Source organism: Umezakia ovalisporum Ak1311 (assembly GCF_029891685.1).
Taxonomy (GTDB): domain Bacteria; phylum Cyanobacteriota; class Cyanobacteriia; order Cyanobacteriales; family Nostocaceae; genus Umezakia; species Umezakia ovalisporum.
Map to the genome: position 1 here is coordinate 13752 of NZ_JANQDJ010000088.1, position 22634 is coordinate 36385.

Here is a 22634-nt window from a genome sequence, read left to right on the forward strand (position 1 = left end):
TTTGGCAATCCCTTATCTATGTTACTGACTAACCAAAGAGCGGTTGATATTGTTAAAGCAAATTTAACCGGAACTAGGGGCAAGGAATGGAAGCTGGGGAATTGGGTAGGGGAAATTAATCATACTCACTACTCAATGCCTTATACTGACATAAGTAGCTTTGATACATCTAAAATTTTGTGATTGCTATTTATCCGGGCAGCTTTGATCCCATTACTTTAGGTCATCTTGATATCATTGAGCGTGGTAGTCGGCTGTTTGAGCAGGTGATTGTAGCTGTGTTACGAAATCCTCAAAAAATACCACTGTTTACTGTACAGGAAAGACTAGACCAAATTCGCCTTACTACTCAACATCTTTCTAATGTGGAAGTGGACGGTTTTGATGGTCTGACGGTGAATTATGCTCAAAAACGACACGCCCAGGTTTTATTGCGGGGTTTACGGGCAATTTCGGACTTTGAAGTAGAGTTACAAATGGCTCATACTAACAAGACAATTTCTACTCAAATAGAAACAGTTTTTTTAGCCACATCAAATGAGTATAGTTTTTTAAGTAGTAGTGTGGTAAAAGAGATTGCAAGGTTTGGCGGATCTATTGACCATCTTGTTCCCCAACAAATTGCCCAAGATATATACAAATGCTACAACCACACCTCTCCAATGGCCAACCCAACGACAACGGAAGTTATACCTCCTTTGACGAACATCCCAACCGAACGGGAAATGTAGATATTTTGGAGGAACTCAATCGTTTAGAGGATTTAATTCTCTATGGGTTTCGTATACCTTTGACCGGAAGGACTCTGGTCAATGAAGACAAGCTGATAGAACAAATTGACTTTATTCGCATTTCGTTACCAGAGGTTTTTCATGAAGCCGCTGCCATCCTACAACAAAAGGATGAGATTTTGCTGGAAGCTGAGGAATATGGACAGCGAATTGTTGAAGTAGCCCAAGGGAAACGAGCCCAAATTTTAGCTGAAAGTGATATTTTCAAAGAGGCGGAAAAAGAAGCTGAAGAGTTACGGATCAAGGTTCAGCAAGAGTGTGACGCAATAATGCAAGCAACTCTGGCGGAAATTGAACACAAGCGGCTGATTTGTCAACAAGAATTAGATGAATTGCGACAAACCGCCATAGCTCAAGCTCAAGATATTGAAAATGGGGCTGATGAATACGCTGACACTGTTCTTGAAGGTATCGAACAAGATTTAAAGGATATGTTACGTATTATTACGAATGGGCGGCAACAATTACGCCAGGAATCGTCACAAAGGGGTGATTCTAAGTTTATTCATAACAAATAGTTGATTATCTGAGTAGGTACAAGAGCGGGCAAAATGCCCACCCCACAAAAGTTTTATCATGATCCGTACCTCAGATTCCTCCAAGGTGCTGCAAATGTATCAGGAGTGGCTGGTTGCTGTGAACCGTCAAAAAGCATCGACGTTCTAGGTCGGTGAGTATGTCAAAGGGTGTAGGTGAAATCATCTACCAACATTCCTGGAACTAGACTACCTCCTAATTGGCGATGTTCATAAGTGCCAACTTCAGGGATAAATTCCTGGAAATTAGTGAGTTGTATGAGGTTGTCTCCCCAGAAGCGATAGAGGCTTTCGTCAAAGCGTAAGTTTTCGATGGGGGCAATGATTTCACCGTTTTCTACCCAAAAGCAAGCATAACGGGTCATACCTGTAATTCTGCCGGTGGGGTTATCGCTCCAGTTTAAGTAGTGCAGATTGGATATATATAGTCCTGTGTCTAAACTGGGCAAAATTTGCTCAAAATCTAAGTTCCCTGGACTAATTTCCGGGGCACGTAATGTTTCGGAACTGTTGGCACCGTTGCAGGTTTTGCCATATTCTTTAGCTGTGCGAGAATTTACTAATGTATTGACTAAAATTCCTTGTGTAATTACAGGTAATTCTGGGGCTACCATTTCTCCCCATTCATTAAATCGTGGTACAAAGCCTTGTTGAAAGTTTTCCTTTAAACTAAATTTGGGCGAAAGTTGTTTTTCTTGGCGGGATAGCAACGCAAAAGCGCTGTTTCCTTGTTGTAAATCAGCTTCACTTACGGCTGACCAAGAAAGCATACCCAATAAATCCGCAAGGGCTGGGGGTGCAAAATAAGTTTTATACTTTCCCCTGGTTAATTGTTTAACTGGACGAGAAAGTAATTGCAGTTGTTGTTTGGCTTCGTTAATTTTGGCAATGTAAGCTGTCTCATCCCAATGACTACCTGCAAATATGCCTTTAACCGCTTGTCCACAATGATTAAAGAGTGAGTAATCTAAGGTAAAGGTATCTGTTGCAAACCAGTGTTTTTGACCTTGAGAATCACCATAACCCTTAATGACCACTCCACCGGCATACATACCAGTAAAATCTAATTCAGCGACCATTTCTAATATTGTTGGTATCACTGATGTTGTTGCTAATAGTTGACCCGGATTGACTTCTCGACTGGTATTGTTTCCTGATGGCAAAACTAAGTAGGGGTCAATTGGTAATAAAGTAAGTTCTTCCCTGAGTTCGAGTAAAGCTGTGTATGCTATTTGCCAATCTATATCCCAGTTTCCAGTCAAAGGAAACACGCGAAAACCACTGCGTTGATCTGCCATTAAAGTCAATTCTAGGGAACCATCAGCAACTAAACCTGTTTGTCGGACTTTGGCATGATTGAAACGAGTAAATTGGCTTTGTTCGCTGCTAAGTCTAATGGTAAACTCTTCAGTTGGTGTTTTTTTGGTAATTAGAGTTTCTATTAGGTGATTAAAGTTGGTTTCTAAAGTAGACAATTCAGCAAGTTTCATCATTAAAAATCGGTAGCAATGACTAATTATTTACCCTGTGTACCGTTCGTCACCCTAAGGGTAGCCCAAGGGCTAATGACTAAAGACCTCAACATTAGCAAATAGACAAACAGGTGAACCGTGTCCTACCCAAATAGCTTGATTGGGTTCTCCTTTGCCACACATAGCTGTACCATACATTTCCCAGTTATCTGCATTGCCTACTTGGGTGAGGCTGTGCCAAAATTCTGGGGTGGTGGCGCGATAGTTGGGGTTACGTAGGGTTTGAGTGAGTTTACCATTTTCAATTAATTTGGCGTATTCACAACCAAACTGAAATTTATAACGACGGTCATCTATCGACCAAGACCGATTAGATTCCATGTAAACGCCATGTTCTATATTGGCAACCATTTCTTCTAGAGAGGTGTTTCCTGGCTCTAAATTTAAGTTAGCCATGCGGTCAATAGGCGGACGATTCCAGGAGCAAGCACGGGCACAAGCTACACCGCACACACCTGATCTGGCTTGACTCTCTAAACTGCCTAAACCCCTTTGTAGTATTCCTTCTTTAATTACATATTCTCGTGTTGCTACTGCCCCTGTGTCATCAAAACTGTAGCTGGCAAATTGACCGGGTACAGTGGGGTCAAAGGTAATGTTCATGAGGGAGGAACCGTAGGGTAGTTTACCAAAGTCGCTGATTGTGACAAAGCTACCGCCGGCGTAGTTGCGCTCATCTCCCAAAATCCGGTCAATTTCTAGAGGATGTCCTACACTTTCGTGAATTTGGAGCATCATTTGATCTGGTGCTAACATTAAATTGGTGGAGGTGTTGGGACATTCTGGAGCTGTTAAAAGTTCCACCGCTTGTTCGCCAATTTGCTGCACCCGGTGCCATAATTGGTCTTGTTTTAATAGTTCCCATCCACCTTGATAGCAATGTGCTTGCCATCCGTTGTTGCTGCGTTGTTGGACGATTGCACCATCTTGAGCTATGGCTCCATAATGAGTTCCTAAAGAGATGATTTTTTGATACACTTGTGAGCCGTTGGTGCTGACAAACCAACTTTCTCTCTCAGTAGTGGTGGCGCTGGCTGTGGTTTGAACGATTTTGTGATCAACCTTGAGTTTTTCGCAGATGCGTACTAGCAGGTGGTTGATTTCTCCGGGAGTTAAGGCATCTAATGGTTGCAAGTGGGGAGAGTAGTATTCACCCACGACTTTGGGGCGTTCAGTTTCTTTGAAGGGATATATCCACCATTGACCGGCTGTTATTGCTTGTTGATAAGCTGCTTGGGCTGCTGCTTGTAGTGATGGCAATTCCAAAGAATTTGTCGCTGCATAACCGAGACAACCATTAACTAAAACTTCCAGCATTGCCCCCATGGTGGAAGTTTTGCCATTGATTTGGGGTAGACCATCTCGAACACGACGGGTAGAGCAATTTTCTTTGACGGCTCTAATACCAATCCAATCAGCTGGAATATCGAAAGTAGTGACAGCTAGTGAAAGTTCAGACCACATATTCAGAGTTAAATTATTATTTATAGTACAAAATTACGTATTAATCAAGTTGTATTTTCCTGGAATCAGATCCCTAATTTTTGAAAAAATTGGGGGGATCGTTTCACTTTTTTAAAGAAGAAGATTAATTTATTTTTCGCTGGTTTTAGAAACAGCTGGGGATATGTCATCTGAATCTGTGATTGCTTGATTAGCATCGGAACTTACAGCCAATTTGTAAATGGGGGATTGTTGTTCATTTAACAATTTTGGCTGTAAATAAAGATTTTCCACCAGCACACCTATTCCAGCTACCCAAGGGGGAACGATCACAGCGCCAACAATGCCTAAAACTTGTGTTCCTCCCAGTACGGCTAAAAGTTGATACAAGGGATGGACTCGCACTGAAGAACCTACTAGCAAGGGATCAAGTAGATAGGTTTCTAGATTTTGAATCATGAGAAATAACAGCAGTACCCATACAAAAGTCAAGTCACCTTGAGGAATGGCCACAATTAACGCCGGAATTGCTCCTAATACTGGTCCGACAAAGGGAATTAAGTTTGTAAACCCTGCAATTACCCCCAAGGCTAAGGCAAATTCTGATAGTCCTAAAATTCTCAAGCCTATGGTGATGACAAAACCTAAAATAGCGGAAACTAAAACTCGCCCTTGAATATATCCCCCCATACGGCGAGAAATGGGTATAACCTGGTGGGCGAGACGTTGTTCCCAGGGTTGGGGAAACAAGCTCACCAAACCTTTAATTAAATTTTTACTTCCAGCTACCATATAGGCTGACATCACCAATGCCAAAATCAAATTGACTACCCCGCCAATGAAGCCACGAGTAAAGCCGAAGGAACGGACAAGGAGCTGTTGACTGGAACGAAATAACCAATTAGTTACGGATTGCAGGTCAAAAAATTGTTCTACTAATTCTATTTGAGTGATTCCCAATCGCAAAGCGAGATTTTCTGCTGCTTGCAGTAAGTTATCTAAATAAATTGGCAGTCTACTCGCTAATCGCTGAATTTGCTCAGAAACAGATGGCCCAATAATTAAACCTAAGCCAATTAAACCAGAAATGAGGGTGATATAGACCAGTATTACTCCTAGCCAACGGGGAAGACGCAATTTTTCCGCAGCATTAACTAAAGGCGCGATGGCTGCTGCTAAGACCACGGAAATCATTAAAGTTACCAATAAGTTACGTAATTGCCAGAGTAAGACCACTACAAAGAAAGTGCCTACAATTAGCCAGAGGTCAAATAAGGATATGGACTTACGCTGTTTATTAGTCATTTTGCTCATTGCTCATTAGTGAATAATCAACAGTCATCAGTCATAATTTAGTTACGATGCCAGCGAGTACCATCGCGACTATCAATTAATGTAATACCTTGTCCTTGTAGTTGATCACGGATGCGATCGCTTTCGCCAAAGTTCTTGGCTTGACGGGCTGCTTGGCGTTGTTGAATTAAGTTCTCGATTTCGCCATCACTTAAACCTTGGGTGGTGGCCATTGTGGATTCTGGCTGGGCTACTAAACCAAAAACCTCTGCCAGCATCACTAAAGTGTGCCACTGTTTTTGTAGTTCAGCTGCGGGTGTTAGGGATTTTCCTTGATGGACAATAATATTTCCTTCCCGACGCAGTTCTTTAGCTAATTCAAATAACACTGCTAACCCACCAGGAAAATTAAAGTCTTCATTGACTGCTGCTTGAAAACGCTGAATGTAGATATCAGAACTTAAACTTTTTTCGCTTTGTAGTTCCCAGCCCAGTTTTTCACCATATTCATAGCCAAACAGTAAACCTTCTTTGAGGGTGTGCCAACCGTTGGTTGCAGCGGCGATGGCTTCATCGGTAAAGTCAATTGGTTTGCGATATTGGGCCATGAGGACAAATAAGCGAAGGGCCATTGGCTCAACGCCAGTGTTGAGCAAGTCGCGAATGGTGATAAAGTTGCCCAAGGATTTAGACATTTTTTCACCATCAACTTTGACCATGCCGTTATGTAGCCAGTAACAAGCTAGGGGCTTACCGGTAACTGCTTCAGATTGGGCAATTTCATTTTCATGGTGGGGGAAAATTAAGTCAGCACCACCAGCATGAATGTCTATTGTTTCACCCAAGCGATGGCGCACCATTGCCGAGCATTCAATGTGCCATCCTGGACGACCAGGGCCCCAGGGTGATTGCCAAGACGGTTCTCCTGGTTTGGCGGCTTTCCATAAGGCAAAATCAAGGGGGTCTTTCTTTTTGTGATATTCTGGGTCTGTTGTTTGTACGGGATTACCCCCGGCACTGTACTTTGTGCGATCGCCTGCACCTGCTTGCATATCTTCTAACTTACGCCCAGAAAGCTTGCCATAATCATCAAACTGGCGCACTGAGTAGTAAACATCCCCCTCTGCTGGATAAGCAAAACCTTTATTTTCCAACTCATGAATTAATCGTTGAATACCATTCATGAAGTGAGTCGCACGGGGATATTCATCGGCTTTTTTGATTCCCAGGCGATCCATGTCCTCGAAATAGGCGTTAATATAGCGTTCAGCCACTGCTTCCATCGATGAATGTTCTTCCCGCGCTCGCTTGAGAATTTTGTCATCAACATCGGTAAAATTTTGGATGTAGCGCACTTCATAACCCATAAACTGGAGGTAGCGACGAACTACATCCCAAACCATACAAGCTCTGGCATGACCCAAATGGCAGTAATCATACACCGTCACACCGCAGGAGTACATTTTCACTTTGCCTGGTTCTACTGTTGTCAAAGGTTCTTGACGACGGGTGAGAGTGTTGTAAAGAGTTAGGGTCATAACACAGTAATGATCAAATCTGGAGATAGGTAATAATAAGGGAAAACAGCTGCAATAACAGCCCATCATCCTTATGCTAGTACGCCAAGGTGAAAATAAACCATACCTACTCAAAAAATCAAACCTTGACGTAATCGTAATTACCAATTACCAATTACTTAGTTTTAGATATTTAATCACACCGCTATGCAATCAGTAGTTAGTTCCAAATTTACAGGAATGGATGCGCCTAAACAAGGACTGCCAGTGACGATTATTACTGGTTTTCTTGGTAGTGGAAAAACAACTTTATTAAATCATATCCTCAATAATCAACAAGGTTTAAAAACTGCTGTTTTAGTGAATGAATTTGGGGAAATTGGCATTGATAACGAGCTAATTGTTTCCACCGAAGAAAATATGGTGGCTCTGAGTAACGGTTGTATTTGCTGCACTATCAATAATGATTTAGTAGATGCGGTTTATCAAGTTTTAGAACGTCAACCAAATATAGATTATTTGGTTGTAGAAACCACAGGATTGGCAGACCCGTTACCAGTGGCTTTAACGTTTCTGGGTACAGAATTACGAGATTTAACTCGTCTCGATTCGATTATTACTGTGGTAGATGCTGCTAATTATAGCCTGGATTTATTTAATTCTCAGGCGGCATATAGTCAAATTGCCTATGGTGACATCATTATACTCAATAAGGCAGATTTGGTTGATGAGGCTGCTTTGAATGACTTGGAACGCAAAATTAATGAAGTCAAAGAAGGTGTAAGAATTATCCGCACCGAGCGCTCACAAGTTCCATTGCCTTTAATTCTCAGCGTGGGTCTATGTACATCTGACAAGTATTTCCATGTAGATAAACATGATCATGATGACCACCACCATGACCACTCACAATGTGAACAGGACCATGATCATCATTCCCACCATTTAGAAAATGATGGTTTTACGTCTATATCTTTCCAAAGTGACAAGCCTTTTGCCATTAGAAAGTTTCAGAATTTTTTAGATAATCAATTACCCGCAAATATTTTCCGGGCAAAGGGAATTATCTGGTTTGAAGAAAGTCGGAGTCGTCATATTTTCCACCTTTGCGGTAAACGTTTTACCATAGAGGATGATGAATGGAAAGGTACGCCGAAAACTCAGTTGGTGCTGATTGGTCAAGATTTGGATCGTGACACTTTGATGACTCAGTTAGAAAATTGTGTTTCTGTCTCTTCGTAGAAGTTGAGGTGAACAAATTTCCCTGGTGATAGGCCAAGGGGTGTATATTGATTTTGCCAGTTTAAAAAGTTGCATTAATCACAGTTAGTTCCTCCGGTGGAGGAAATCAGGGAATAAATTCCCTGTATCATAGCTGAAGTCGGTTTGACAGAGGGTGGTTGTTTTACCTTGGTCTTCCGAGGGTTGTCACATATATGACGGCTTCATCGGCAGGTATGCCTAAAATTTCGTTTACTTGGTCGTCAAAGAAGCCACCAATACCACTGACACCTAGACCTAAATGAGTTGCGGCTAAATTTAACCTCTGTCCTAAATGTCCAGCATCCATGTGTAAATAACGGTAAACGCGATCGCCGTACTGAGCTATGGCTGATTTAAGGTCAGCTGTATGGAAAAGGACGGCGGCAGCATCCCTACCTAGATGTTGTCCCAGGCAGAGAAAGTGTAACTCTGTGCGGAAGTTTTTAAAGCGAATTTGTCTTAATTCTTGGGCTTTGGGGGCGTAATAGTAACAGCCTGACTCTAGTCCTTTTACGGAACTGACAGCAATAAATGTTTCAATTAAACTTAAATCAAAGTAGTCTGGGGAACTATCTAAACTTTGGTGCAGGTAATTCTGTGGTTGATAAGTGAAATCAAGTAAGCTTTTGAGTTCATCGCAGGTTAAAGCTTCACCACTGTAGGCCCGGGTGGAACGTCTCTTGTACATGGTGTTTTCCAAATCTGAGAGTTTTAAACCCCAGTCAATGGGGGCGGTGGCTGTGGGAATTTTTAAACAGAAAGAAAAATTGTATTTATCTTCCCAGGTTTTTTGTGGCTTAACTTTTGGTAAGTTCACTTTACCAGTGACATCTGGGGGAATTTGGGTATGAATATGAAAATATTTCAGCAGTTGACCATCGGGGATGAGGGGATAGTTGGTTTCACAAGCAGAAGGCAAAGCTGTACATCCCAATGGTAGATTTTGTTGGATATCCAATAAGTCTGCTAGAGGTAGAACTGCCAGGGTTCCTTCTTGTTCGGAATCAATATAAAGTAGATCATTGACTGCTTGATCCACAAAACCGCCAATTAAATGGGGGCGATAGTCGTTCATGGCTGCAGCTAACTCGATATTGCCTAGCAAATGTCCTGCATCTAGGCAGATGCGGCGGTAGGCTCTGTCTTCATATCGCCATGCTGAACGATAAAAAACCCCGGTAATGATTATTGCTAATTGGGTATTTTCAATGGCTGGATGCCAAAAACAAGCTGACTGTAAAGCTGGCCAAACATCACTTTCCCAATAATGCATCAGTGAGTGAGTGCGACATTGGTAATTATACAGTCCGGGTGGTAATAATGGCGTACCACGGGATACTACATAAACTTCTGCTGGATATAACCCCCCGGCACTGGGGGCAGCTCGTAAATATATAGTGCTCCCCATGGATGGCATTCTGGCTGTGAGTCCATAACTGCGAAATAGTAGGCGAGATAGTCTTTGCCACCATTGAGCCTCAGGATTATTAGCAAATCTTTCTGATGTTTGTTGAATATGGGGTTTGAGGTCGAAAGTTGAGCCTATTTTGTACTCTTTAAATGGTACTGGTTGTTTAGCCCAGTCTAAACCTTGAGATTTAGCGGCCAAAGTCTCAGGATCGTATTTAGTGCGTTCGTGGTAGTGTTGAGCGATGGATTCGTGTATTTCTGGCATATTAATTTAAATACTGTTAGCTTTCTATTTTTGATCTTGGCATTCATCAGCCTCATTATTTCGTGTTAATTAGTACAAAGTTTTAATTAAGGTTCCCCGGTTTAGAAGACCGAGGATTTCTGAAGAGTCCATAAACGAACTTTCTTAGGCTGACTTAAACAGCCTCTACCGATTCCACCAATATCAATTTTTAAGTTTGTTAATTAATCGACAGAAGTTGATTTTAGTGTCTCTGCTAACAGAGGCCCACGAGTTCGCCGCCAACCCATGAAGCTATAGATCCCAGCAGCCATAACCAACAATATGGGACTGTAGACCATAGACCAAATACCTAATTTCAACACTGTCATCATTAAAGTAGCCAATGAGTTGGTAGAGTTGTTCCAAGTTCCTTGAATTTGGGAAGCTATACCAGGCTGGGGACTGCTACTAGATACTGCTGCTTCTAAGTTGAGGGTAATGGTGGAGTACGCAACTTGATTTTGTAAATTCTTTAATTGGGCATCAATTTGTTCTATGGATTGTCGGATGTTACTGAGTTCCTGAGAAACATTTAACACATCTTTGATAGAACCTGACCGATCCATGATTTTTTGCAAATTAGCTTCTGTCCTGCGGAGGTTATTTAATCTGGCTTGAAAATCTACTAGGCGATCGCCTACATCTTCTGCGGTAATATGACGATGACTAACAGTACCTAATTTAGCTAAATTTTTGAGGGTAACTTCCAAGAAATTTTGTGGAACTCGCAGTGTGATGGACGCAGTGTGTCGCCTATTATCACCTGTGGGCTGACGTTCGTTTAAGGCGATTAAATCGCCTTGCTGTTGATTAATAATTCGGGAAACAGATTCAATACTCTCACCTACAGAATCCACAATTACCGTCATTGCGGCTTTTTTAATCAGTTGGGAACGGGGGCGCTCAACTGGTGCAGGCTGGGGTTGTTGAGCTGAAATTTCGCTGATTATGGGTGCTGGTGCTTGATTTGCCAAGTTATCCCTTGAAGGCAATGGCTGATTTAATGATGGTTGCACGGAGGAAGCGCAACTGGTAAATATCACCCCTCCTAGTAAGACAGTGACTAAGACAGCAGATTTTTGTGGTGATTTTATTGAAATATGCATAATCTACCCTAAATCGATAAAACTAGTCTCAGTATGGCTGGAGAAAAGCTGAAAGTTGGGATGGTTGCAATTTATGTAACAGGGGTTATTGGGCAATTCTTTTTATGGTCTGTTTGTTAGCTCAAGAAAAAGCTTATCATTGTGCTGTATTGTTTTGGCATGGTTGCGTTTTCAGTGGCCATGTGTTTTACCCATACATCCAAGAGTCCTGAAGAAGTGCAAGGAATTGACCAAGGAACTAGATAGTTGTCTTTGTTGCTATCCCGGCGGCATGGGGTGGGAAACTGTAGTTTATGGTACAATCGAAAGCCTGCTATTTAATAAGAATGCTGCTGACAGGAGATGCATATGGCCCGGATGTATTATGACGAAGATGCCAATTTAGACTTTTTGGCCGGAAAAACTATTGCCATTATTGGCTATGGTTCCCAAGGTCATGCCCACGCTCTTAATTTAAAAGATAGTGGTTTAAATGTGATTGTGGGACTATATCCGGGTAGTAAGTCAGCAGCAAAGGCCGAAGCAGCTGGTCTAACCGTGAAACCTGTGGCGGATGCTGCTAAGGCTGCTGATTTCATCATGATTTTATTACCTGATGAAGTCCAAAAGACAGTTTACAAAAACGAAATTGAACCAAATTTAAAAGCAGGTAATGTTCTTGCCTTTGCTCACGGGTTTAATATTCATTTTGGGCAAGTTGTACCACCTGCTAATGTAGATGTGGTGATGGTAGCACCCAAAGGCCCCGGACATTTGGTGCGTCGGACATATGAACAAGGACAAGGCGTACCTGCACTGTTTGCAGTTTATCAAAATGCTAGTGGTCAGGCGCGCGATCGGGCCATGGCATACGCTCGAGGTATCGGTGGTACTCGCGCCGGTATTTTAGAAACAACTTTCCGGGAAGAAACCGAAACAGATTTGTTTGGCGAACAAGCAGTATTGTGCGGCGGTTTAAGTGCCTTAATTAAAGCTGGATTTGAAACTTTAGTAGAAGCTGGTTATCAACCAGAATTGGCTTATTTTGAGTGTCTCCACGAAGTAAAATTGATTGTGGACTTGGTTGTGGAAGGTGGACTAGCGCAAATGCGGGACAGTATTTCTAACACAGCTGAGTATGGTGATTACACCCGTGGACCCCGGGTTGTAAATGAGAACACTAAAGCAGAAATGAAAAAGATTCTCAGCGAAATTCAATCTGGGCAATTTGCGCGGGAATTTGTATTAGAAAATCAAGCCGGTAAACCAGGATTTACTGCTATGCGTCGTCAAGAAGCCGAGCATCCCATTGAGGAAGTTGGTAAAGACTTACGCGCCATGTTTAGCTGGTTAAAGAAAGTCTGAAGTACTCCAACTAAGCTGAACTTCCTCGGCTTGACATACTCACCGACGTAGAACGTCGGTGACTCCTGACAGATCACAGCCTCACTGGCTATTCTTCATTGGCCTGATGTTGCCAAGGCTGGACGATGGTGAATCCACGGGTTTGCAGCTTCTAGTTGGGCGGCTAGGGAAATTAAAGTGCTTTCTGCCCCAGGTTTGCCAATTAGCTGTACACTTATGGGTAAACCATTACTATCAAAACCTACGGGAAGTGCGATGGCTGGTTGTCCGGTGGCGTTAGCAACAGGACAAGGTGCTACCCAACGGACAATTTTTTGGAATGTTTCTTCTGGACTCAAACTAGCCCATTCTCCGGTGCGGATGGGTGAGTGCAGATAAACTGGTAATACCAACACATCTACGGTGTCGAAAAAGGCTACAATCCGCCTGGATACGATTTGCATTTGGGCAAGGGCGCAGAGATATTCAGCTACGGAACCTATACGTGAGAACAGGAAACGATTAACTGGATCTAATGCTTCAGCGGGGATTCCGGCAGCGGCTACCGCACTTTGTCATACCGTTTGAAAAGGTGCTACTAAGGCACTGAAATCCGGGCATTTCTCTTCTACTGTGTGACCCAGTTGTGCTAATAATTTGACTGTTTCCATCACCCCCTGGTGACAGTTAGCGTCGGCTGCTCCCAAAGGAAAAATATTGGTACTAAAGGCAATTCGCAAGTTACCAAGTTTTGCTGTGGTCGCCGCCAGAAATGAAGGTTCAGGGTCGGGTAACCAGTAAGGATCACCAGTGAAGTAGCCAGACATAACATCTAAAAGGGCAGCTGCATCAGCCACAGTACGCCCAATAGGCCCATTAGTGGCAATTCCACCCACAGGACTACCCACTGGTGCATGAGTCACTCTACCCCGTGATGGTTTGATTCCAACTAAATGACAGCAAGCTGCAGGTCCCCGAATAGAACCGCCCCCATCAGAACCCTGAGCTAGGGCACATAGTCCGGCTGCTAGAGCCGATGCTGCGCCACCACTGGAACCGCCGCAAGTGTATTCTAAGTTCCAGGGATTTCTAGCTGGGGCGAATCCTCTAGGTTCAGTGTAAGGAAATGAACCTAATTCTGAAGTAGCAGTTTTACCGAGGATGATCAAGCCAGCTTGTTTAATTAAAGTTACTACTCCATCATCATAGTTGGGGATATTATGTAACAACATGGAGTTACCGTAGGTACAAGGTATACCTGCTACAGAATTGAGGTCTTTAATGGAAATGGGGACACCGAACAATGGTGGTAGTTCTGAGGTGGTTGTCATTACTTCCATTTTAGCTTTAGCATCCGCGATGGCTAATTCTGCTGTAACCGTAAAGTAACTTCCTAGTTGGGGGTTCAATTGCTGAATTCGGTCTAAATATAATTCCACCAACTCTAACGGCGACACTTCCCGATGACGAATTAACCTTGCTAATTCTATTGCTGGGGTAAAAGCTAAATCAGTTTTATTCATAAATTAATTGATGAGCAATTTTGTCTTTTGCAGAAATTTTTATCCAAGATGTTTACTTTCGTCTGATTACCGTAAATACTGTATTGTATATATTCTTAAATTTGTCAATCAATCACCAGACATAATTTCAATAAGCACGGTTAAACTGGTACTGTAATCATTAACCTACTGCATAGTTATCTTAATTGTTTTCCATGAACATTGAACAAATACCCAAGGGATATTTATGTCTAACCTAGAAAAAATTGTTCATGAACTGTTGCAACTTATTCTTGATTTGAAGTTAAGTCTTGGCAATTCCCAAGAAATTATGCAGCAAGTTGTGGCAATAAATCATATTCAGGAGCAATTACGGAATGTGCAACAAATTCTTAATCAAGAATTTAGATTTACTAAAGGTAAAAATTCTTCAATTTATACGCTTCCTCGTCTTGGCACAATAGGGAGCTTGTTTGTGACTAATATTTATGGAGTCAATACAGATAGTAATGCTAGAGTAAAATATATCACAGCGAAATTTAGCAATCCAGACACAGAAATATCAATTAATGACTTACAGTTAAAAATTGATGCTTGGATTGAATGGGGTGATCTCCTTCATGTTATATCCGCAGATATTTTAGGTAACTCAAAATTAGTGGGTCAATTAAATTATGATCATAACCATACCAACTTACCTGCTCAAGTGCAAAAAGTTAGTGAAAGTTTAAATATTAACCTAGCCTTGACAGGGCCAGAAATTTTACAGCAGCAACTCCAGGATATCAGGAATACTCAAGCAGAAGCTTTGCAGGTAAAAGAAAAATTAAATTATATTTTTTACACTATTAAGAGTAATCCTAATTTGTTCACAATTCTCCTGGGTGTATCATGTTTTTGTGGTCAATCTGGTTTCAGCTTGGAATGGTTTGATGATGATCAAGAATTAATTATATCTAGTGATAATAAATTTCACGAATTAACGGATATTCTCGACGAATGTGAAAAATTACAGAAAACCATTGACCATTTAATTGCCAAAATCCACACCTTGACGGAACAAGGAGAACAATCGCTGATAAGTTTTGTCAATCTGGCACAAGAAACAGTCATTAATCATAAAGAAACAATCATAGCAAGGCTAACAAAAGAAAAACTATTTCGTCCTGCTGTAATCATAATGTCAAGTTTAGTAGTCTTGATTTTTAGCGGATGGATAGTTAAAAACAAAGTTCCATATTTTCAAGAAATAATATTTAGTGTCAATCAGGAAGAAATTGCAGTTGCTAACTTTAAAGCTGCTCTCAAACTTGGTTTAGAAGCTTCTTCTTTAGTGAAAAACCCGCCCCATTCTCTCATGGTCTGGGAAAAGGCAGAAATTAAATGGGAAGAAGCAATAGAGTTACTATCTAGCATTCCTGAAGGAACATCTGTTTATACTCCAGCAACTAATAGATTAATTCGCTACCGTCTGAATGGTATTGCTATTAATAAAAGAGCTATGAAAGAAAAGAAAGCACAAGAAGATTTTCAACTAGCTGGAAAATTGGCAGCAGAAGCTACCTCTTTTGCTAAAAATTCACGCCAATTAAGCTCCAAGTTCAAGGAAGCAAAATACAAATGGCAACAAGCAATTAGTTTATTAGAAAATATTCCTAAAAGTACATCTATTTATCAACAAGCTCAAGAAATACTGCCTGATTATCAAATTAACTATGCCGAGGTTAAGTTGATGATCAAAAATTACAAATAACTCTTAAGATTAGCAGTTACACAAATTGGCGATGAAATCTGATTTAGGTAACACAAGTTGCTCCCTCTTAAGTGAGGCTATAGAGGGAGATTGGAGTTTAATAGTTAAATTTTGCTACACCTTTGTCCGGTCTGTCAAAATCTCGTAACCTGTTTCGGTCACCAAGACTGTATGCTCAAACTGGGCTGATAGTGAATTATCTACGGTGACAGCTGTCCATCTGTCAGATAATATCCTGGTGTGCTTAGAACCTGCATTCAAAATTGGTTCAATGGCTAAGGTCATTCCTGCACGAAGTTTCACATTTGGCATCTCGCGGGTGCGGTAGTTGAAAACTGAAGGTTCTTCGTGTAGATTACGGCCAACACCATGTCCGGTAAATTCTTCTACTACACTAAAACCATTGGCTTTTACATGGTCTTCTATTGCTCCAGCAATGTCAAGCAAATAAGCACCTTCTTTGACTTGTTCAATACCTTTAAAAAGAGCTTCTTCAGCTACGCGAATCAGTTTAGCTGCATCTGCGGTAACTTCACCCACAGCGATAGTGATACAAGAATCACCGTGAAAACCTTGATAATAAGCACCTGTATCTACTTTTAATACATCCCCAGTGCGAATTACTTTCTTAGGACTGGGGATGCCATGAACAACTTCATTATTAATACTTGAGCAAATAGAACCTGTGAATCCGTGATATCCTTTAAAGCTAGGTGTAGCATCCATTTCACGGATCCGTTTTTCTGCATAAGTATCCAAATCTGCCGTAGTCATTCCTGGCTCTACCATCTCAGAAATTTCTTTGAGGATGGTGGCTACAATTTGTGCGGATCGGCGCATGATTTCAATTTCACGCGACGATTTAATTTCAATACCTCGGCGTTGTTTTTTTGCAGGTTTAGGCTCTGCTGTTTGAGAAAGCAAGTTACTGAGAATGTTCATGGGCAATTAATAATTACTTGTGCTGTACTGCTACGGTGGCAGTATTTTTTTAACTGACAAACAATATCTATATTTAAATTAACTTATTTTTGCCTGACAGTCCGACGGGGATTAGAGATGAGATTTTTCTCCACCTCATTAGTTTCCTGGGTTAAAAATAGAAGATGGTGGGATAAAGTTTACCAGACTCAAATTCCAAGTGATCGGGTTAAAATCTGAGGAATTACGAGTTACGAATGTTTAGGCAAAGAGCGAATAAATTCCAGGGGTAAGCCATCAGCATCAGCAATAAAAGCCACTTCCCAGATGCCATCGCCTATTTGCTGCTGTGTTGGTTCTAAAAGTATCTTTAGGGGTGCTAAATCTGCGGTGGCGTTTATACGTGATTGTAAATTTATTAACCAGCCAGGTAAATCTGATGTGATTTCAGTTAAATCAAAAGACAGATGATAGTAGCCCACATAATGTTCATCTGCAAAAGCATCTGGCGCTGGTTTTGGTTGAGGAATTTGGATTAATTCAATTCTGCCATTCAACCCTGCCATCCAGCAAGCCAGGGTGTAGCCTGTGGTGAAGCGTTCACAAACCTCAAACCCTAATTGTTCATAAAAAGCGATCGCGTGATGAATATTAGCGGTGCGAATAGAAGCATGGTGCATAAGTAAGTCCATCAATGGATTTGAGCGAATTTAAATAAATTCTCAAAAAAGCATTTGAGAACCATTGTAGAGACGTTCCATGGAACGCCTCTACATTTTGCTCGACAATGTTTAACGACTGGTGATTTACTCAAATAATCGGAAATAGGGATAGCGTACAGGGACACCAGGCTCTTTTTCCAAATCAAAATTAATTACATCCCAACAGGGGTCTTCCGAAGCATCAGCACTAAAATCCACAGGTAAGCCGTACAATCGCGCGTAGGCAGTTTCCGGCTGTCCAGAACGCCAAGCAGTGCTACGTTCTAAATAGCCGCTCATCAATTCCTGATAACGTTTGGCAATAATTACCCGTGTTGCCCGGTAACCCTGAGTGTACAGCTTATCCAGAGCCTCGTGGATTTCAAAGCGAATACCATCGGGATGGGTATGCTGTCTATACCATTCATTATTCCAGCGTCGCCAATGACGACCCGACTGTAGATGTACTAATTCTCCTGTTTTGGGATCAGCCTCAAAAGCACCATGACGCGGACACAAATAGCTATCTGTGAGTGTCAGCGCTGGAATAGTCTGACGACAGTGAGGACACTGAATGTCAGAGCCAAATATGGGGTACTGCAAGCCTGGATTCATCATGAAGTGGGTACAAGCATAGTTTCGTCTTCATCAGCACCAGTGAGTTGGATATTACACTTCGGCTCCTCTATTTTAGAGGCTTGCTCGTTGCTGCAAAGAAACGGAGTTTCAAAGTGAACAATCTTCACTAGCATCTGACTCTGTTTAGAGACGTGACACCGTGATATCCTGGTTGTGCAACCAGCCTCAAAGTTTAGAGTTTCTCCAGTGTTCCTGGGTACCATATATATTCTATCGTGTCTATAGCTTCTTACTGGCCATCCCCTGATTTTTCTCAAGCAGCCTTCGTCGCAGCCAACGCCGTCATCATAGGTTCCGTCAAAATTAAACCTGGCGCGAGCATTTGGTATGGTGCTGTCCTTAGGGGAGATGTGGAACAAATTGATATTGGCGAATGTACAAACATTCAGGATGGGGCAATTTTACATGGCGACCCAGGTTTACCGACTATTTTAGAAGATTATGTCACGGTAGGACATCGCGCTGTGGTACATTCAGCCTACATTGAAACTGGCTGCTTGATTGGCATTGGTGCAATTATTTTAGATGGGGTCAGAGTGGGTCGTGGTAGCATTATTGGTGCTGGCGCAGTGGTGACTAAAAATATCCCCCCCCGGTCTTTAGTGGTGGGTATCCCGGGTAAAGTATTACGGCAAGTTGAAGAAAATGAGGCCGCAGAATTGATAGAACACGCTCAACGTTACAAAAAGTTAGCTTTGGTTCATGCGGGCAAGAGTAATGATATTGGGTTTCACCAGCAGTAATATTTCAAAACATTGTAATATGAGTATGTATTGGTAATTAAGCCGAAGCCGATAATCCTCGCCGTAATCAGCATAGTGGCATGATTTTGGTCTCAGTTTGGCAGACTGTCACACATTCTTTGCCGCCGAGATTGGAAAAATTGACAAATTCAGCTGAAAATAAAAATGAGTACAGTTGATAAAACTTTAATTTTCACTTAAAAGAGGGGTTGTAGATATGGATATCGATTACCGTATTGCCATCGTTGTTGCACCCATTGCCATTGCTGGTGCTTGGGCTGCGTTTAACATTGGTGCTGCGGCTTTAAGACAAGTGCAAAACTTTTTGAATAAACAAGCTTAAACTTAATTAACATCATCCATAAAACCGGCTGTTTCCCTGTTCAGGGCGGTCGGTTTTATTAATTAGCACACAGGTTAGACCCCATCATCTTCATCGTTTCTTCGTGGATATCAATTCTTTACTCAAACCCTTTCAGCATTTCGGCGTTCATCTGGGACTGTCACGGATCATCAAACTATTGGCAAATCTTGGTAACCCTCACCACCAAGTCCCAATAATTCACGTAACTGGCACTAACGGCAAAGGTTCGGTTTGTGCTTATCTTCACTCTGTACTGGCTGAGGCTGGTTATCGCACGGGATGTTATACTTCTCCTCATTTAGTTGATTGGACAGAACGTATCTGCATCAATAAACAGCCAATTTCCTCTGGGGAATTTAGCCAATTAATCCAACAAGTCCAAGAGGCTATTCACCCTGAAGATGAGTGTCCCACTCAGTTTGAAGTAATTACGGCAGCTGCTTGGCTGTATTTTGCTCAAGCTCAAGTTGATATAGCAGTGATAGAGGTAGGTTTGGGAGGGCGCCTGGATGCAACTAATGTTTGTAATCAACCATTAGTAACAGTAATTACATCAATTAGCCGGGAACACTGGCAGCAACTCGGCCCCACAGTTGCGGATATTGCCCGGGAAAAAGCAGGTATTATTAAACATAGATGTCCGCTTGTGGTGGGACAATTGCCAGCAGAGGCAGAAAAAGTTGTGCGATGGCGGGCTGAAGAATTAGAATCCCTATATATTCAGCCTCAACCTGCCCGTGAAATCGCTGCTGGATGGGCTGAATATATAAGTTGGGAAAATTCCAAAATCATTAAATATCCTTTGGCACTACCGGGACAAATTCAATTAATCAATTCAGCTTTGGCTTTAGCTGCGTTAGAAATTCTACAAAATTTAGGTTGGGTGATTTCTTTAGAGGCTATTGTCAATGGTATGGGTAAAACTCAATGGGCTGGGCGAATGCAATGGGTGACGTGGAAAAACCAAAAATTATTAATTGATGGCGCTCATAATCCAGGTGCAGCTCACGCACTGCGAGATTATTTAGATAGTTTAGCTCCTGGTAAAATAACTTGGATTGTGGGAATGCTTACGACTAAGGAGCATACCGAGATTTTTTCAGCTTTACTGCGATCGCAAGACCAATTGTATCTAGTGCCAGTACCAGATCATAGTTCAGCTGCTCCCATTGAATTAGCGAAAATAGCTAAGGAAATTTGTCCAGACTTATCTATATGTCAAACTTATCCAGACTTAGTATCAGCTTTAAATGTAGCTTGCACTTCCACAAATAATCAAGTTGTTTTGTGTGGTTCTCTTTATTTAATCGGACATTTTTTGAGTATTGCGCCATTGTAAGTTTTGGCTGACCAGTTTTAGCTAGAGACAAAACAAGAGTTACTCTATCTTCTTATTCTTCTGTTGCGGCGACTACGAGAATAACCTCTGACAATGCGACCACGACGTCTATATGAACCGACTCTTTTTGTTCTTGCTCTAGCAATTTTATTGCCATCAGAATTATTCAGAATGATTTGGTTTGTTGTCAGGTTTTGAGAAAAAGAACCTAAAAAATCTTGCTCGTGTGAAACATTACTAACTACAGCATAGGCAGATGCACCGGACAACAGACCCAAAGCTACTGTAGAAATAGCTACGCCCAAAGAGTGTGTAATTTTCATAGAACTTGAGATTTTTTGTCATAATTTTAACTCTTGCATGATACTTACCTATTTTAATTTTGGCAATAACATTGATTTTAAAAACATTTGCATCTATCTAAAGATAGATGCAAATCCTTTTTTGGCTGTATTTCTCCTTCAGGGCCTGTAGAAACACATCTTTTTTTTTGAACTAGGCTTTAGACCAAGAACTAAAGTTTTTTATTGATTTCCTTCTGCACCTCATACCATCATGGTTTGTCATGAGCCAGAAAGATAACCGCCCCAGGAATTGCGTCAGGGAGCCTCCTCTGAAACAGGCATTAAGAATTACGAGTTACTAATTACACCCGAATATTCCATTCTTGCGCTGCATCTTCTAAAGCTTTATCTACGGTTTTTTGCCCTAACATTGCCGCTTGTAAATTTTCATAAATTGCTTTTTGCAATCTTTTAGAATCTTTCAAAGTTGGAGTCAGAATTTCTGCTTGTTTCAGTTGGTTAGCACTGATAACCCTGGCTTTTTCTAATAATGTAGAGGCCGCATCAGGAACATTTTGAAAGTAACTATCACCAAGAGCTTTAAGTGTAGATGGTAAGACATTCGCAGCTTTGGCAAAGGCTAACTGATTTTCGTCATTGCTGAGAAATAAAGCAAATTTCACAGCCGCATCCGGGTGTTTACTGGCCCGGGGGATGACTACATTCATTACAGCCACATTTTTTTTGCCAGTATCACCAGTAACTTGGGGTGCTATGGCTGAATTTTCCGCAATTTGCGGCGCATTATTAGTAATTGTTTTCAGAAACTCTGGCCCCGAAGCTAAAAATGCTGTTTGCCCAGATTGGTATAAATCAATGGCGTGGCGATGTCCTTGGGTTAAAACTTCTTTGGGAAGTAGCCCTTTTTCATATAAATCCACCCAGTATTGAAATGCTGCTTTACCTTCGGGAGAATTAAAAGCTGCTTTACCGTCTGTATTTACTAAGGTGACTCCCATTTGCACAAATGATTCCAACACTTCACCAGAATCTTGCGGGACGAAAGTCACGAAAAACGCATATTTACCCGTGTTATCTTTAATTTTCTGCGCCATATCTGCCAATTCTGCATAGGTAGTTGGTGCTTGACTGATACCTGCCTGTTTTAATAACTCAATGTTATAAATAGTTAACCGTGTAGTCAGGTACCAGGGAATGCCAAAACTCTTACCATTGAGAGTGCTGGCTTTCCAGATGTTTGGTAAATAGGAGGAACGTTCTTGATTAGAAATTTTTGTGTCTAAGTCTAACCAGGCATTTCTACCCGCTAGTTGGGAAGCAAAAACTGGATTAAGGTTAACAACATCAGGTGGTGTATTTGCTGAAACAGCTGTTAATATTTTGTTCTCCATTGCCGACCAAGGTATATCGACCCACTTAACCTTGATACCGGAATTTTGAGCTTCAAAATTGGCAATTAACTTTTGGAAGTAATCGTTAAATTGAGGTTGGAGTTGCATTGTCCAAAATTCAACCGTGGCTTCTCCTGACCTAGACTGTTGTGTATTAGTAACAATATTTGCAGAGCTGCAACTTATTATCCAACTGGTCAATAAGCCAATTAATACCCAAGCAGCCAGTTGTTTTAATTTTCGCAATCGTATCATCTTAACAGTATTTTTACCCTTGATCGGGGTGACAAAGTTATAGAAAATGTGGAAATTATAGGCTAAATCAGTTACCTAGTCATCAGAAAATTCTTTAGTATGATGTAAATTTTACATTCAGCACCCTAACTGGTATAGCTGTGGTGGAAAGCTTCAAAAATCTGTCCCTCTTAGTCTTACCGCCTGTACTGATTACTAACCAATTAAACCCGCATAGACGG

20 protein-coding genes and 1 pseudogene are annotated in these 22634 nt (G+C 41.4%); 8 read left to right on the top strand and 13 right to left on the bottom strand.

What is annotated here, in order from left to right; genetic code table 11:
* Nucleotides 1-179: 179 nt before the first annotated feature.
* Together coaD and NWP25_RS18040 are read left to right on the top strand one after the other, a co-directional pair.
* Complete coding sequence (coaD, locus tag NWP25_RS18035) at nt 180-731, top strand: pantetheine-phosphate adenylyltransferase (RefSeq protein WP_280651370.1); 552 nt, start codon at nt 180-182, stop codon at nt 729-731.
* Complete coding sequence (locus tag NWP25_RS18040) at nt 641-1309, top strand: DivIVA domain-containing protein (protein WP_280651369.1); 669 nt, start codon at nt 641-643, stop codon at nt 1307-1309. The genes coaD and NWP25_RS18040 overlap by 91 nt, the downstream gene beginning before the upstream one ends.
* Nucleotides 1310-1470: 161 nt before the next feature.
* Here NWP25_RS18040 and NWP25_RS18045 read toward each other — a convergent pair whose 3' ends face one another.
* The 4 genes from NWP25_RS18045 to cysS all read right to left on the bottom strand — a co-directional run bounded on the left by NWP25_RS18045 (nt 1471) and on the right by cysS (nt 7133).
* Nucleotides 1471-2817: a TldD/PmbA family protein gene (locus tag NWP25_RS18045; RefSeq protein ID WP_280657634.1), complete on the bottom strand. Its 1347-nt coding sequence runs from the start codon at nt 2815-2817 to the stop codon at nt 1471-1473.
* A gap of 72 nt (nt 2818-2889) precedes the next feature.
* Nucleotides 2890-4323: a TldD/PmbA family protein gene (locus NWP25_RS18050; RefSeq protein WP_280651368.1), complete on the bottom strand. Its 1434-nt coding sequence runs from the start codon at nt 4321-4323 to the stop codon at nt 2890-2892.
* Nucleotides 4324-4452: 129 nt separating this feature from the next.
* The gene (locus tag NWP25_RS18055; protein ID WP_280651367.1) at nt 4453-5607 is read right to left on the bottom strand and encodes an AI-2E family transporter; all 1155 of its coding nucleotides are present in this window, start codon (nt 5605-5607) and stop codon (nt 4453-4455) included.
* A 47-nt stretch (nt 5608-5654) separates the two neighbouring features.
* Complete coding sequence (cysS, locus tag NWP25_RS18060; protein WP_280699928.1) at nt 5655-7133, bottom strand: cysteine--tRNA ligase; 1479 nt, start codon at nt 7131-7133, stop codon at nt 5655-5657.
* Nucleotides 7134-7319: 186 nt separating this feature from the next.
* Between cysS and NWP25_RS18065 the strand changes: the two genes are divergently transcribed.
* The gene (locus NWP25_RS18065; RefSeq protein WP_280651365.1) at nt 7320-8354 is read left to right on the top strand and encodes a CobW family GTP-binding protein; all 1035 of its coding nucleotides are present in this window, start codon (nt 7320-7322) and stop codon (nt 8352-8354) included.
* A 163-nt stretch (nt 8355-8517) separates the two neighbouring features.
* Here NWP25_RS18065 and NWP25_RS18070 read toward each other — a convergent pair whose 3' ends face one another.
* Together NWP25_RS18070 and NWP25_RS18075 are read right to left on the bottom strand one after the other, a co-directional pair.
* Nucleotides 8518-10050, bottom strand: coding sequence for a SagB/ThcOx family dehydrogenase (locus NWP25_RS18070; protein WP_280651364.1), 1533 nt, complete (start codon nt 10048-10050; stop codon nt 8518-8520).
* A 203-nt stretch (nt 10051-10253) separates the two neighbouring features.
* Nucleotides 10254-11177, bottom strand: a complete 924-nt coding sequence (locus NWP25_RS18075) for a DUF4349 domain-containing protein (RefSeq protein ID WP_280651363.1) — start codon at nt 11175-11177, stop codon at nt 10254-10256.
* 348 nt (nt 11178-11525) lie between these two features.
* Between NWP25_RS18075 and ilvC the strand changes: the two genes are divergently transcribed.
* Nucleotides 11526-12521 (top strand): ketol-acid reductoisomerase, encoded by a 996-nt coding sequence (gene ilvC / locus NWP25_RS18080; protein WP_280651362.1) that lies wholly within the window; start codon nt 11526-11528, stop codon nt 12519-12521.
* Between the two features lie 95 nt (nt 12522-12616).
* Here the strand turns inward: ilvC and NWP25_RS18085 are convergent.
* Nucleotides 12617-14023 (bottom strand): annotated as a pseudogene (locus tag NWP25_RS18085) (amidase).
* A 226-nt stretch (nt 14024-14249) separates the two neighbouring features.
* Here NWP25_RS18085 and NWP25_RS18090 point away from each other — a divergent pair.
* Entirely contained in the window at nt 14250-15755 is a 1506-nt protein-coding gene (locus tag NWP25_RS18090) for a hypothetical protein (RefSeq protein WP_280699930.1), read from the top strand.
* Between the two features lie 114 nt (nt 15756-15869).
* On the opposite strand, the gene map is transcribed toward NWP25_RS18090, so the two are convergent.
* The 4 genes from map to NWP25_RS18110 all read right to left on the bottom strand — a co-directional run bounded on the left by map (nt 15870) and on the right by NWP25_RS18110 (nt 18129).
* On the bottom strand, nt 15870-16697 hold the full coding sequence (map, locus tag NWP25_RS18095) for a type I methionyl aminopeptidase (protein ID WP_280652057.1): 828 nt from the start codon (nt 16695-16697) through the stop codon (nt 15870-15872).
* Nucleotides 16698-16927: 230 nt separating this feature from the next.
* On the bottom strand, nt 16928-17356 hold the full coding sequence (locus tag NWP25_RS18100) for a VOC family protein (protein ID WP_280652060.1): 429 nt from the start codon (nt 17354-17356) through the stop codon (nt 16928-16930).
* Between the two features lie 126 nt (nt 17357-17482).
* Complete coding sequence (locus NWP25_RS18105; protein WP_438827610.1) at nt 17483-17992, bottom strand: TIGR02652 family protein; 510 nt, start codon at nt 17990-17992, stop codon at nt 17483-17485.
* Nucleotides 17992-18129 carry a hypothetical protein gene (locus tag NWP25_RS18110; RefSeq protein WP_280657602.1) on the bottom strand — a complete coding sequence of 46 codons (138 nt, stop codon included), beginning with the start codon at nt 18127-18129 and terminating at the stop codon, nt 17992-17994. Before NWP25_RS18110 ends, NWP25_RS18105 begins: the two co-directional genes overlap by 1 nt.
* Nucleotides 18130-18231: 102 nt before the next feature.
* Here NWP25_RS18110 and NWP25_RS18115 point away from each other — a divergent pair, with 102 nt between their 5' ends.
* The 3 genes from NWP25_RS18115 (at nt 18232) to NWP25_RS18125 (ending at nt 20462) form a co-directional block, all read left to right on the top strand.
* Nucleotides 18232-18759 carry a gamma carbonic anhydrase family protein gene (locus NWP25_RS18115; RefSeq protein WP_280652055.1) on the top strand — a complete coding sequence of 176 codons (528 nt, stop codon included), beginning with the start codon at nt 18232-18234 and terminating at the stop codon, nt 18757-18759.
* Between the two features lie 217 nt (nt 18760-18976).
* Complete coding sequence (locus tag NWP25_RS18120) at nt 18977-19102, top strand: photosystem II protein Y (RefSeq protein WP_280652054.1); 126 nt, start codon at nt 18977-18979, stop codon at nt 19100-19102.
* A gap of 103 nt (nt 19103-19205) precedes the next feature.
* The gene (locus NWP25_RS18125) at nt 19206-20462 is read left to right on the top strand and encodes a bifunctional folylpolyglutamate synthase/dihydrofolate synthase (RefSeq protein ID WP_280652053.1); all 1257 of its coding nucleotides are present in this window, start codon (nt 19206-19208) and stop codon (nt 20460-20462) included.
* 44 nt (nt 20463-20506) lie between these two features.
* On the opposite strand, the gene NWP25_RS18130 is transcribed toward NWP25_RS18125, so the two are convergent.
* Both NWP25_RS18130 and NWP25_RS18135 read right to left on the bottom strand, forming a co-directional pair.
* Nucleotides 20507-20785 carry a hypothetical protein gene (locus NWP25_RS18130; RefSeq protein WP_280652052.1) on the bottom strand — a complete coding sequence of 93 codons (279 nt, stop codon included), beginning with the start codon at nt 20783-20785 and terminating at the stop codon, nt 20507-20509.
* A gap of 323 nt (nt 20786-21108) precedes the next feature.
* Nucleotides 21109-22413, bottom strand: coding sequence for an ABC transporter substrate-binding protein (locus tag NWP25_RS18135; RefSeq protein WP_280652051.1), 1305 nt, complete (start codon nt 22411-22413; stop codon nt 21109-21111).
* Between the last annotated feature and the right edge of the window lie 221 nt (nt 22414-22634).